Genomic DNA, 12849 nt, shown 5'->3' on the forward strand with positions numbered 1-12849 from the left:
TCGGCAAGACGCGCCGCCGGGTCGGGCGCGGCCTCCAGCTCGGCGCGGTAGGCCGCCTCCAGACCGCCGGCGATCGGCAGGCTGCCCCAGTCGCCAGACGGCCAGGCGAGGCGCCAGCGGAAACGATCGGCGGGTGCGTGGCCGCTGCCGGCCATGCCATAGGCCTTGCGCATGATCACGCAGGCCCAGGGTACCGATGATTGATATATGGCTGCCAAGGCCCTGGAACCCCAGCGGATTGTCGCCTCGTCCTCGGCGCGGCGGCCGATCAGGAAGCCGGGATTGTCGACCAGCTGTATCAGTGGCAGGTGGAAGGTATCGGCCAGGTCCACCATGCGTTCGACCTTGCGGGCGGTGGCTGCCGTCCACAGGCCGCCCAGGCTTTCGGGGTTGGAGGCGATGACCGCCACCGGCCAGCCATCAAGCCGCGCGAGGCCGGTGACGACGCCGGTGCCCCATTCCCGCCCGATCTCGAACCAGGACCCCAAGTCCACGATGGCCTCGACGATCGGGCGCACCGGGTAAAGGCGGCGCGGATCGCGCGGCACGGCGCCGATGAGCCAGTCCTCGGCGCGGGCTGGCGGATCGTTGCACGCCGCGCGCGCCGGCAGCTCGTCCACCGAGGATGGCAGGTAGGAGAGGAACCAGCGCGTGCGCAGCATGGCTTCGGCCTCGTTGGCCACCCGGTCGTCCACCGCGCCATTGCCGGCGTGGATGGCGGCACCGCCCAGCTCCTCCTTGGTGCGCTGCTCACCGGCGGCGGCAACCACCGGCGGCCCGGCGACGAACATCTGGGCGAGGCCATCGACCAGGAGGCTGTAATGCGCCATCACCATGCGGCCAGCGCCCAGCCCCGCCACCGGCCCCAGCCCCAGCGCCACCACCGGCACCTGGCTCAGGTTGGCGGTCATCAGCTCCCAGCCCGGGATCTCGGGGATATAGGTGTAGCCCGACTGTTCCAGCGTGCGGACGCTGCCACCGCCGCCGGTGCCTTCGATCATGCGGATCAGCGGCAGGCGATATTCACTGGCCAGCTGTTCGGCAGCGATGAGCTTGCGGTGCAGGCTGGCATCGGCGGCGCCGCCGCGCACGGTGAAATCATCGGCGGTGGCAACCACCGGCCGGCCATTGATGCTGGCATGGCCGAACAGGAAGTTGGCCGGCTGGAAGGCGGTGATCTCTCCGGCCGCGTCACGGGTGGCAAAGCCGGCGAGTGCGCCGATCTCGTGGAAACTCCCGGGATCGACCAGCGCCGCGATCCGTTCGCGGGCGTTAAGCTTTCCATGCTCGCGCTGGCGGGCAAGCTTGTCCGGTCCTCCCATTGCCTGCGCGGCAAGGCGCCGGCGCTCCAGTTCCTCGATCTCGGTTTCCCAGCCCATCAGCCTGTCCAGCCCCATCTCAATCGTTGATAAGTCACCATCGTGACAGGGCTGCCGAAGGAGCGAAAGCCCCCGGCTTTGGCGGGGCCGACTCGGCGGCCGGGTGATTCGCTCGAAGGCCCCCGAAAGTCAAAAAACTGCGTTATTTTTCGTTAGCTTAGATTAATTCGCGAACATCGAGCGAACAAAAGGCCATGTTGTGGCATCCCGCCACGCGAAAAACCCTGGTTTGGCCTTGTATGACCATCGTGAAAGAGGGATAAGGGCGACTGGGTTAACGAAGTCGCATGGGGTCGCGGCAATGCTTACAGGTCGTATGCTGGAAAAGAACGGGTTCGGCGATGGTTGCGCGCTTGACTTTTCGCGCGCCGCAACGAACCGTTATAGCGTGGTAAAACAGTCATCTCATGAAGGCCAGCGCGACCAGCGCGTGATGCTGTTGACCGACGCGGAGCGTGATTGCCTGCGTCTGGTCTATCAGCACATGACCTCCAAGGACATTGCCCGCCAGCTCGGCGTTTCGCCGCACACCGTTGATATGCGGCTGCGCCAGGCCATCCGCAAGCTTGAGGTGACCAGCCGCATCGAAGCGGCGCGGGCCCTGATGGCGGAAGAGCTTGCTACTGGAATTGTTGGGGATTTCGCCCGTCCGGCCGCTGATATCGCCGCCGATGGCTATCAGCCCCTGATATACCAAGCACCGGAGATTGCCGGTGAGGCTGATCTGGCGAAAATGGGGTCACCGGCTTCGGAAGGGGCTGGTGCAGCCTCCATCCGTTCCAGCGACCCCAAACAGCTTGAACATGGATCCCTCGCTAGGACGCTGCACCAGAACCAGAACAAGCTGGTCGCTGATCCAGCCGGCGGCTCCCTCGCCCAGCCCGTTGCATCAGCAGGCAATGTTGCTTCAGCGGCAACGCTTGCAACGGACTGGCCGGGCATTGCAGCCCCCGACCCTGGCGTTGATGCCCGGCCATTCCTGAACACGCGACCCTGGGGCAGGCGTAATGATCTGCCGGTGGGTCATCGTCTCGGTTGGATGATGTTCATCGCGTTTGGGTCAGCGCTCACCTTCGGCAGCGTCCTCGCTGCCTTGGCTGCGCTCAAGACCTTGATATAGACCTTCCGGAACCAGTTGCTTTGGCGTCCGGAAAGGGCGTCCATCCCAACTGGCTGCGCGTATCAGCTGCCAGTCTTTTTTGAGCCAAAAAAGGATTGAGCCATGCTGAAAGAACGTCGTCTCGCGGCGAACCGGGTTGCCGAGCAACTGTTTGCCGCCGAGTCCGCCATTGATGCCGCCGTTGCTGCCGTCGCGCAGCTCACCGCGGTCATGCCGATGGCCCGCCAGGACGCGCATCTCGCCGCTTGCATTGGTCAGGACGCCCTCATGGGTGCCGTGGAAACCTGCCAGCAGCTGATCCAGGCCCGTGCTCGCATCATCGAAACCCACCAGGCCCTGCGCGATGCGCAGGATCAGATTGGCCTGGGCCAGGTGATGTTCAACGACCTGACCAAGCCGCGCACCCGTGGCGCGCTGGACACCACTGCCCCGGAACCGCGCCACCTCACCGTGGCGGCCTGAGCCTTGCTGGGCCCCGCTCCTTCGGGAGCGGGGTTCGCACGGTTGTGTGAAAGGGGGTAGGGATGTTTGCGATCCTCGGTATTTTGTTCCTGGTCATGGCCTGCGTGATGGCCTGGCGCTGGGGCGGTCGCGACGAACAGCTTGCCGCGTTCGGATTTGCGGTGGCCACACTGGCCTCCACCCTTGCCAACCAGCATTTCTATGCCAGCACCGAAGTCGGTGTGCTGGGCGTGGACATGATGGTGCTGGCGGGGTTGGTCGTGCTGGCGCTGCGGTCTGACCGCTTCTGGCCGATGTATGCTGCCGCGTTCCAGTTTGTTGGCACGGTCGTCCACATGGCGAGCTTTGCTGAACAGGGGGATTTTGCCTGGGCCTATGCCGTTGGGCTGATCTTCTGGTCCTACGCGGTGATGGCGGCCTTGGTCGCCGGCACTTGGCTGGAGGGCCGGACCCGTCGGCTGCTCGGGCTGTAAATCGTTGAACCCGAAGAATTCTATCAGCCCCTGATAGAAGTATGCGGACAGGACGTGCCAGACTGACCTGACCCAGAAGACCCCGTTGCCACCGGCGTTAACCCCATGTCCGGCTGCAACATCCGTCATCGCCCCCGTTAACCCCACAGACGGGCGATGGCACTGGTCAGGACGGCACGTCCACCCGCTCGGTTCGGGTAATCATTGGCGCTTGGCGCAAGGCCGGGCTGGTGCGTGCATGCCGCGCTCCGGTGCGTGTTTTTGTGTCCGCCTGACAGAGACCCTTCGCCGGTCCTTGCCGTGTCCGCTGCCTGCGGCACGGCTGCGCTTGTCATGGTCGCTGCCCGGGCCTAACGGCGTTCGTCCGGCCGTTGTGTGCGGCTGCGCCACCAGGGGAGCTTGCCGCCTGCCATGCTGAACCGGTCATGCTGAACCGCATCGAGGTGCGCGGCGCGCGCGAGCACAATCTGAAGGGGGTCGATGTCGACCTGCCGAAGAACGCCCTCACCGTCATCACCGGCCTGTCCGGGTCCGGCAAATCCTCCCTCGCCTTCGACACCATCTATGCCGAAGGCCAGCGTCGCTATGTCGAATCACTGTCGGCCTATGCGCGCCAGTTCCTGGAGATGATGTCGAAGCCAGATGTCGATCATATCGAGGGCTTGTCCCCGGCGATCAGCATCGAGCAGAAGACGACGTCGAAGAACCCGCGCTCCACGGTCGCCACCGTCACCGAGATCTATGATTATCTTCGCCTGCTGTGGGCGCGGGTGGGTGTGCCCTACAGCCCGGCCACCGGCTTGCCGATCACCGCGCAGACGGTGAGCCAGATGGTGGACCGGGTGATGGCGCTCCCCGAGGGCACGCGCCTCTATCTGCTGGCGCCCATCGTGCGCGGGCGCAAGGGCGAGTATCGCAAGGAACTGGTCCAACTGCAGAAGGACGGCTTCACCCGCGTGAAGATCGATGGCCAGTTCCACGCCATCGAGGAGGCGCCGGCGCTCGACAAGAAATACAAGCACGACATCGACGTGGTGGTGGACCGGTTGGCCGTGAAGGCCGGCCTCGAATCCCGCCTCGCCGAAAGCTTCGAGACCGCGCTCAAGCTGGCTGAGGGGCTGGCCATCGCCGAACTGGCCGATGCCCCGGCCGATGCGCCGGAGCATGAGCGCCGCATCCTCTTCTCGGAGAAGTTCGCCTGCCCGGTTTCCGGCTTCACCATCTCCGAGATCGAGCCGCGGCTGTTCAGCTTCAACGCGCCGCAGGGTGCCTGCCCGGCCTGTGACGGCCTCGGTGAGAAGCTGCATTTCGATCCCGAGCTGATCGTCCCCAATCACGCGCTGACGCTGGAGAAGGGCGCGGTGGCGCCATGGGCCAAGTCAAACCCGCCCTCGCCCTATTATCTGCAGGTGCTGGCCAGCCTGGGCCGCGCCTACGGCTTCACGCTGAAGACGCGCTGGGCCGATCTCCGCGAGGATCAGCGCCATGCAATCCTGTTCGGCACCGGCGGCAAGGCGGTGGCGCTGCGCTTCGAGGATGGCCGCAAGGCCTATGAGGTATCGAAGCCGTTCGAAGGCGTCGTCCGCAATCTCGAGAAAAGGCTGAACACCGAAAGCGCCTGGATGCGCGAGGAGTTGGAGCGTTACCAGTCCCCCTCCCCCTGCGAGGTGTGCCACGGCGACCGGCTGCGGCCCGAGGCCTTGAGCGTGAAGGTGGCGGGCGAGACCATTGCCCAGGCCGCGCGCCGCCCGGTGGGCGAGGCGCTGCGCTGGGCACGCGGCGTCGCCGACCAGCTCACCCCCAAGCAGCGCGCCATCGGCGACCGCATCCTTAAGGAGATTATCGAGCGCCTCGGTTTCCTCGACAACGTGGGCCTCGATTATCTCAACCTTGACCGCAAGTCTGGCACGCTGTCGGGCGGTGAATCCCAGCGCATCCGCCTTGCCTCCCAGATCGGCTCTGGCCTGTCGGGCGTGCTCTATGTGCTCGATGAACCATCGATCGGCCTGCACCAGCGCGACAACGACCGGCTGCTACTCACCCTCAAGCGGTTGCGCGATCTTGGCAACACGGTGCTGGTGGTGGAGCATGACGAGGACGCCATCCGCCTCGCCGATCATATCGTCGACATGGGGCCGGGCGCCGGCGTGCATGGCGGCACCGTGGTGGCATCGGGCACGCTGGCCGAGATCCTCGCCACACCCGGCAGCATCACCGGCGACTATCTGTCGGGTCGCCGCGCCATCCCGGTGCCGGCCGTGCGCCGCAAGGGCACGGGCAAGAAGCTCACGGTGAAGAACGCCCGCGGCAACAATCTGAAAGGCGTCACCGCCTCGGTGCCGCTCGGCACCTTCACCTGCATCACCGGCGTTTCGGGCAGCGGCAAGTCCACCTTCACCATCGACACGCTGTTCAACGCGGCAGCGCGCGAACTGAACGGCGCCCGTGTGCTGGCGGCGCCCCATGATGGCCTCGATGGCCTCCATCACCTCGACAAGGTGATCGACATCGACCAGTCCCCCATCGGCCGCACGCCGCGCTCCAACCCCGCCACCTACACCGGCTGCTTCACCAACATACGTGACTGGTTCGCCGGCCTGCTGGAGTCGCTCGCCCGCGGCTACAAGCCCGGCCGCTTCAGCTTCAACGTGAAGGGCGGGCGCTGCGAGGCCTGCACGGGCGATGGCCTCATCAAGATCGAGATGCACTTCCTGCCCGATGTCTATGTCACCTGCGATGTCTGCCACGGCGCCCGATACAACCGCGAAACGCTGGAGGTGAAGTTCAAGGGCAAGTCCATCGCCGACGTGCTCGACATGACGATCGAGGACGGGGTGGAGTTCTTCAAGGCCGTCCCGCCGATCCGCGAGAAGCTGGCCATGCTGGCCGAGGTGGGGCTGGGCTATGTCAAGATCGGCCAGCAGGCCACCACCCTCTCCGGCGGCGAGGCGCAGCGCGTGAAGCTGGCCAAGGAACTGGCCCGCCGGGCCACCGGCAACACGCTCTACATTCTCGACGAGCCGACCACCGGCCTGCATTTCGAGGATGTGCGCAAGCTGCTGGAAGTGCTGCACGCCCTTGTCGAACAGGGCAACAGCGTCGTCGTCATCGAGCACAATCTCGACGTCATCAAGACCGCCGACTGGATCATCGACCTGGGGCCGGACGGCGGCGACAAGGGTGGCGAGGTGGTGGTGGTCGGCACGCCCGAGGACGTGGCAGCCTGCGCGGCAAGCTGGACGGGCAAATATCTGGCGCCGCTGCTCGAGGCGGCACCACGTGCGGAGATTGCCCCGGTGAAGAAGGCGCGCAAGGCGAAGGGTTAGGCCCTCCCCCTACTTCAGCTCCAGCCACGGGCCCACGATGGCCAGTCCGCCGGCTGTCCAAAGGCCGAGGCAGCTGGTGCAAGACTGGACATGGTGCAGCTTCAGCGAGATCGCGTTGTCGACAGTGCCGCTTCGAGCATCCGGGCCGAATAAAGCGAGCGATCCTGGGATGCGACCATCGCCTCGCTATCCTTGTCGAACCGCCGCTTCCAGCCATCGAGCGCCCCGATGGCGGAGGCTGGATCAGTCGTCGCCAACGCCTGCACCTGCCGCAATTCGCCATCGCGTGCCGCCAAACGGCGACCTATTCCGGAAACGCTGGCATAACGTTCATCAAGCCGGCCCAGTGCCGACCGCGCCGCCGCCAGCAGCAGATGCGCCGCAGGCTGGTCACGGGTTGCCAGAAGCTGCCGCGCCGCCAGAACCGCTGCTTTGGCGTCCCCCGCTTCAGCCACTGCCGTCCGCGCCACATCGCCCCCGCATCGTCCGCCCAGGGCGCCTACATAGGCAGCAAGTCCAGCGAGGACGGCGGCAGGCGGTTCCAGGCCGTCGAACTCCTCGACGATCTGGCCATGGATGAAGCGGCTCAGATCGGTCTTTGCCGGATTGCGATCGACGGTCGCCGGATTGACCGCCAGATCGGGGATCGGCCTTGGATTGAAGATGCCGTCGCCGCGCTTGCTGCTGAACAGCGAGCTCGTGACATCAGCAGTGCCGGGTGCACCCGACACACCGGGAAACACAAAGTGCGGATTGCCGCGACCGGCGCGGTGGCATGATGCGCACGAAATGCCGGCCCGCGCCGCCTGTCCGCCAAGCAGCAGCGGCGATCGAAAAACCGCTCGCCCGATGGCGATCCTTGCCTGCTGCGCCGCATCCACTGGTGCCACCAGGCATTCGGCCGGCTCGGTCGTCAGGGCCCGCACCACCTCCCCACGCGGCAAGCCGGGATCTAGCCAGCGCAATTCGCGCAGGGGCGGCGATGGCAGGCTCGCGGCCCCGGCGATGCCAGCCGCGAACAGCGAAACCAGCGTTACGACGAATGTGGTGAATGTCCGACGCTGATCCAAGCGCGCAGCTCCTCCGCTTCGGTGCAGCCAAAACGGCACTGCGCGTCAAGCCTGGCCAGCATCCGCCGCGCGCCGGCCATGTCGCGCCGCTCGACCATCAACTCACCGAAATACTCCGTGGCGCCGCGGTGCCCCGGCGCTGCCGCAAGCGCGGCCTTGTAATAGGCTTCGGCAATATCGAAACGGCCCAGCTTGCGGTTGGCAAAGCCCAGATAGGTCAGGATATCGGGATGGGCGCCAAAGGCCCGCTGGGCCGATTTCAGCGCTTCGATCGCCTCGCCGTATTTGCGATCGTTGATCAGCGCGACAGCGGCCAGATACTGGCTGTCGCCAAAGTCGCTGGACGCGAACAGCAGTGCCCCCGATTCCGCACCTGCCGTGGGCGCCGCTGCACCGGCCGGCACGCCGGAAAGCGCTGCGGCCACAGCTTCATCGGCTTCCTTCAGGGCTGCCGCCTGCGGGCAGGTTTCAGCACAGGCGCTGCGCTGCGCCTGGATGGCGGTCAGCGTTTCCTGGGCCTTCACCTTTTCGCCCAGTTGGCCGTCGGTGACGCCAAGATCGCGCCAGGCAACGATCATCTTGGCATCGAGCTTCGTGGCACGGGCGTAAAACTTGCGTGCGCCCTTCAGATCGCCCAGCCCCGTGCGGGCCACGCCGGCCAGATACAGCGTGTTGGCATCCCGCGGCGACACCGTCAGCGCGTGATCGAAGGCGGTCTTGGCGGCCTTGAAATCCTTGGCCTGGAGCGCGGACACGCCCTTCAGATATTCGGCCACGGCATCATATTGCGGGCCGCTGCTACTGGGCGCCGACGACATTCCACCCCCGCCACCGCCGCCGGCCGCATAGGCCGGAGCGGCCAACAGGCCAAGCGCAAGAGCGGGTATCAGGATCCGCATGCCATCCTCCCTGAACATTGGCCAAAGAATATCATTGCACACCCTGCCGAACCAGCCGCATTGCGGTTCACCCTTGGTGGTGCGGCAATCTTGATCCGGGCCGCAATGCCCTTCCCCTATTTCAGCTTCTGCTCCAGCCACAGCCCCACGATGGCAAGTTCGCGGGCCACCCAGATGTCGAGGCGCTCGGCGAAGTCGGGTGCGAGGGTCACGCCGGCCGGGGTGCGGGTGAGCCAGCCGGCGTCTTCCGCGTGGCCCAGCAGGGCAGAGACATGCTGGGGGGAGACCCCATAGCGGTGGGCGGCATTGCTGCGATTGAGCGGCACCACAAGGCTGCCGGGGGCCGCGAGATCGAGCATCAGGAGATAGCCCTGGCGGCGTTCCATGAAGGCGGCCATTTCGGGAAAGCCATCATAGATGGTGAAGCCGTCCATCGACTGGCGCATGATGATCGAGGTGACATAGCGGCAGGCGAGCTCGCGCCGCGCAGCGAGATCGTCAGGAATCGGCGGCAGGGTGAAGACCATGTTCACCGCCGGCAGCACCGATTCCAGCCATGTGCGGTGCGATTCCACCATCAGTTCGGTGGGCACCAGGCGGCGGGCGCGGCGGTCCACCGGGCTGGGCTCGATGCTGATGCCGCCGCGATGGGCGAGCTGGTCCACCAGCGCCCGCACCCGCGCCGCGCTGGCGACGCCGGCGGCAGTGAGCGTGCGGATGATCATCTGAAGTTGGGCGCCCTGTTCCGGGAACAGCCGGTGCATGCCGGTGATGCACAGCGCCACCGCCAGACCGCCGGTGTCGGCGATCAGCCAGCGCTTGAGCGGCGTTTCCATCCAGCGGACCGGCACGTCGTGGCAAAAGCGTGTCCGCGCCTCGGCAAAGCGCGGATGAAGGCGCAGCTGTTCGGCATAGGCGTTGAAGACCGGCAGATTGACGCGGCCGCGCTTGTCCATCGGCGCAATGGGATCGAAATCTCGACGCGAATCCATGCAGTTGCTCTAGCAGAGCAAATCGGGCGGTGCGACCCTCTCAGCCGTCACAGGCCGAAGCGGAAGCCATAGGCCAGCCCGACGGCGAACTGATCGCGCTGGCCGCGCTGGCGGATCAGGCTGCTGCTGGCCACCACATCGCCCAGCCGGTCATAGCTGGTGAACAGGGTGATGCCGCCATTCTTGCCGAAGCGACCGAGCGGCTTGATCAGGCTGGCGTTGACCCCGGCGCTGACTAGGCCGCTGCCCGTGGTGAACTGCGGCAGGCCGGTGGCGGCGGCCTGGCTGGCGTTCACGCCGAAATAGGCGTTGGTGAAGCTGCCGCTGGCCCAGGTGGCGCGCACGCCGGCGCTCCACAACAGGCTGGCGTCGCGCTTGCGGTCGTTCCAGCTGAGATTGGTATCGGCAATCAGGCCATCATGGCCGCCGGTACCCTGCCGCAGCTCGGCGCGGGCGCGCAGCCTGCCCTTGGCAAAGCTCTTCTGCGCAAAGCCGCCGAACTCGCCGGCAAAGCCGACATCGCCCATACCCTGCAGCGCCGTGGAGCCGCCGGAGATCAGGAAGGGCGAGCCGCCGGTGTCTTCCTGGCGGCGGAAGCGGATCTTCGCGAGCGGGCCGAGCTTCCAGCCGTCGCGGTTCACCATGTTCCAGCCCAGGCCATCGGGGATGGAGAGGAACAGCGTGTCCTTGTAGTTGAGGCGCACGTCCGGGAAGATCGACAGGCCCTGATCGCGACTGCCCTGCCACACCGGGGCGTAGATGGGCGCAACGCCGATCGTCATCACCCATTCGGGCTGTGCGGGCGGGCGTTGCTGGCGTGCCGCTTCGATGCTGGTGGGCACGCCCGGCGCCGGGCCCTGCTGGGCCAGGACGGGGGCAGCGATGATGGACAGGGCAGGCAGAAACAACGGGAAACGCATGACAGTCTCCGGCAGGATGGGGGTGCGGGCGCCATAGCCGGATTATTACGCCGCTGCAATGTGGGGCACGGCCTACGCAATCGCCACGATGGGAAGCGGCGCGGCAGGCGCCCACAGTGGCGATACCTGCAGCCGGAAAGGACGACGGGCATGAACATCGACGAGATCGCCGCCACGCTGCGCGCCCGGCTTGCCGAGGTGCAGGCCGAGATCGCCCGCCTGGAACAGGCCACCATCCAGCCGCTGTCGGCCAAGTTCGCCGATCAGGCCAATGACCTGGAGGAACTGGCCACCAACGAAGGGCTGGAGGTGCAGAATATCCACGAGGCCGAGCAGATTCTCGCCGCGCTGGCCCGCATTGAAAAGGGCGAATATGGCGTGTGCACGGCCTGCGGCGGTGACATCGCACCGGCGCGGCTGGCCGCCCTGCCCACCGCCACCCGCTGCATCCGCTGCGCGGCATGATGGCGGGGTGACAGCCGGGCAAGCGCAGGCTAACCGCCTCGCCATGAGCCTGCTGCCCCACCCTGCCCCGTTCACCCGCTTCGGCGAATGGCTGACCGCGGCCGAAGCCGGCGAACCCAATGACCCCAATGCCATGGCCGTGGCAACCGTGGGCGCCGATGGCGCGCCGTCGCTGCGGGTCGTGCTGCTGAAGGCGTGGGATGAACGCGGCTTCGTGTTCTACACCAATCTCGACAGCCAGAAGGGCCGCGAGATTGCCGGCAATGGCCAGGTGCATCTGAACTTCCACTGGAAATCGCTGCAGCGCCAGGTGCGCATCGGCGGCCGCGCCGCGCTGGTGGCCGACGCCGAGGCCGATGCCTATTTCGCCACCCGCCCGCGCGCTTCCCAGCTGGGCGCCTGGGCCAGCCTGCAGAGCCAGCCGTTGCCCGATCGCGCCACTTTCGAGGCGCGCATCGCCGAAATCGCCGCCCGCTTCCCCGGCGAGGTGCCGCGCCCGCCACGCTGGAGCGGCTGGCGGGTGACGCCGTCGCGCATCGAGTTCTGGCAGGCGCACGAGGCCCGTTGGCACAGCCGCGAAGTTTATGCCCGCGACGGCGACGGCTGGCGGCTCGGCCTCGTGTATCCCTGATGCGCCTGCCGCTCGTTCAGGTCGATGCGTTCGGCGCCGGGCCCTTCACCGGCAACCCGGCGGCGGTGGTGATGCTGTCGCGCTGGCTGCCCGATGCCGTGCTGCAGGGCATCGCGACCGACAACAACCTGTCGGAAACCGCCTATCTGGTGCCCCATGATGGCGCCGAGGCCGATTTCCAGCTGCGCTGGTTCACCCCGGCCATGGAAGACGGATTCTGCGGCCATGCCACGCTGGCCAGCGGCCATGTCGTGCTCGATGCCCTGCCCGATCTGGCGGAGGTGCGCTTCATCACCCGGCAGGCCGGCACACTGGTGGTGGCGCGCGAGAATGGCGCCTATGCCCTGCGGCTGCCGGCGAGGCCGGCCGAACGGCGGGTGCCCGATGTGTCGGCCGTGGCGGCGGCGTTGGGTGCTCGCCCGTCAGACCTGTGGGCGCGCGGCAATGACTATCTGGTGGCGCTGTTCGATTCGCCCGACGAGGTGCGTGGCCTCACTCCCGACATGGCGGCCATCATGGCGCTGGCGCCGGGCGTGGACCTGATGCTGATTGCCACCGCGCCGGGCGAGCAGAGCGATATTCTCTCCCGCGTGTTCGTGCCGGCCTGCGGCATCGGCGAAGACCCGGTGACCGGCAGCGCCCATGCCGTGATCACGCCGCTGTGGGCGCGGCTGCTGGGGCGCAACCGCTTCACCGCCCACCAGGCAAGCCGGCGCGGTGGCTGGCTGGAGTGTGAGCTCGTGGGCGATGCGGTGATCCTGCGCGGCCAGGCCCGCATAACGATGCGCGGCGAGTATGACTTGCCGGATACCGCGCTCAGCGGCTAACGCCCGCGGTGATGGCGCTGCACAACTTCACCAAGATGCACGGGCTGGGCAATGACTTCCTGGTGCTCGACGCGCGTGCGCTGCCCGTGCGGCTGAACCCGGTGCAGGTGAAGCGGCTGGCCGACCGCCACACCGGGATCGGTTTTGACCAACTCGTCCTGATCGAACCCAGCACGGTGGCCGATGTGAAGCTGCGCTTCTGGAACAGCGACGGCGGCGAGGTGGCGGCCTGCGGCAACGGCAGCCGCGCGGCGGCGGCCCTGCTGGGCGGGGCGCTGCGCATCG

At 66.8% G+C, this 12849-nt stretch carries 12 protein-coding genes and 1 pseudogene; 8 read left to right on the plus strand and 5 right to left on the minus strand.

The genetic code is table 11. The features are described 5' to 3' along the window. A partial coding sequence (locus tag GJV64_RS05460; protein ID WP_235927614.1) for an acyl-CoA carboxylase subunit beta occupies positions 1-1397 on the minus strand: 1397 nt, incomplete at its 3' end. A 298-nt stretch (positions 1398-1695) separates the two neighbouring features. Here GJV64_RS05460 and GJV64_RS05465 point away from each other — a divergent pair. From GJV64_RS05465 to uvrA, 4 genes are all read left to right on the plus strand, one after another. Continuing rightward, a complete protein-coding gene (locus tag GJV64_RS05465; RefSeq protein ID WP_164156268.1) occupies positions 1696-2499 on the plus strand; it encodes a response regulator transcription factor in 804 nt (267 codons plus the stop codon). Positions 2500-2601: 102 nt separating this feature from the next. Then, positions 2602-2961: a hypothetical protein gene (locus tag GJV64_RS05470; RefSeq protein ID WP_164156269.1), complete on the plus strand. Its 360-nt coding sequence runs from the start codon at positions 2602-2604 to the stop codon at positions 2959-2961. Between the two features lie 62 nt (positions 2962-3023). Beyond that, a complete protein-coding gene (locus tag GJV64_RS05475; RefSeq protein ID WP_164156270.1) occupies positions 3024-3434 on the plus strand; it encodes a hypothetical protein in 411 nt (136 codons plus the stop codon). Positions 3435-3859: 425 nt separating this feature from the next. Continuing rightward, complete coding sequence (uvrA, locus tag GJV64_RS05480) at positions 3860-6760, plus strand: excinuclease ABC subunit UvrA (protein WP_164156271.1); 2901 nt, start codon at positions 3860-3862, stop codon at positions 6758-6760. 101 nt (positions 6761-6861) lie between these two features. Here uvrA and GJV64_RS05485 read toward each other — a convergent pair whose 3' ends face one another. The 4 genes from GJV64_RS05485 to GJV64_RS05500 form a co-directional block, all read right to left on the minus strand. After that, the gene (locus GJV64_RS05485) at positions 6862-7869 is read right to left on the minus strand and encodes a hypothetical protein (RefSeq protein WP_164156272.1); all 1008 of its coding nucleotides are present in this window, start codon (positions 7867-7869) and stop codon (positions 6862-6864) included. Next, on the minus strand, positions 7794-8729 hold the full coding sequence (locus GJV64_RS05490; RefSeq protein WP_164156273.1) for a tetratricopeptide repeat protein: 936 nt from the start codon (positions 8727-8729) through the stop codon (positions 7794-7796). The genes GJV64_RS05485 and GJV64_RS05490 overlap by 76 nt, the downstream gene beginning before the upstream one ends. Positions 8730-8845: 116 nt before the next feature. Continuing rightward, positions 8846-9721 carry a helix-turn-helix domain-containing protein gene (locus GJV64_RS05495; protein WP_164156274.1) on the minus strand — a complete coding sequence of 292 codons (876 nt, stop codon included), beginning with the start codon at positions 9719-9721 and terminating at the stop codon, positions 8846-8848. A 47-nt stretch (positions 9722-9768) separates the two neighbouring features. After that, complete coding sequence (locus GJV64_RS05500) at positions 9769-10641, minus strand: MipA/OmpV family protein (RefSeq protein ID WP_164156275.1); 873 nt, start codon at positions 10639-10641, stop codon at positions 9769-9771. A 150-nt stretch (positions 10642-10791) separates the two neighbouring features. Here GJV64_RS05500 and GJV64_RS05505 point away from each other — a divergent pair, with 150 nt between their 5' ends. From GJV64_RS05505 to GJV64_RS05520, 4 genes and pseudogenes are all read left to right on the plus strand, one after another. Beyond that, the gene (locus GJV64_RS05505) at positions 10792-11106 is read left to right on the plus strand and encodes a TraR/DksA family transcriptional regulator (protein WP_164156276.1); all 315 of its coding nucleotides are present in this window, start codon (positions 10792-10794) and stop codon (positions 11104-11106) included. Positions 11107-11149: 43 nt separating this feature from the next. Beyond that, positions 11150-11737: a pyridoxamine 5'-phosphate oxidase gene (pdxH, locus tag GJV64_RS05510; RefSeq protein WP_164156277.1), complete on the plus strand. Its 588-nt coding sequence runs from the start codon at positions 11150-11152 to the stop codon at positions 11735-11737. Continuing rightward, entirely contained in the window at positions 11737-12564 is an 828-nt protein-coding gene (locus GJV64_RS05515; protein WP_205599537.1) for a PhzF family phenazine biosynthesis protein, read from the plus strand. The genes pdxH and GJV64_RS05515 overlap by 1 nt, the downstream gene beginning before the upstream one ends. Positions 12565-12575: 11 nt before the next feature. Continuing rightward, positions 12576-12849: pseudogene (locus tag GJV64_RS05520) on the plus strand (diaminopimelate epimerase); the annotation flags it as partial.

The organism is Sandarakinorhabdus rubra, from assembly GCF_010994245.1.
GTDB lineage: Bacteria > Pseudomonadota > Alphaproteobacteria > Sphingomonadales > Sphingomonadaceae > Sandarakinorhabdus > Sandarakinorhabdus rubra.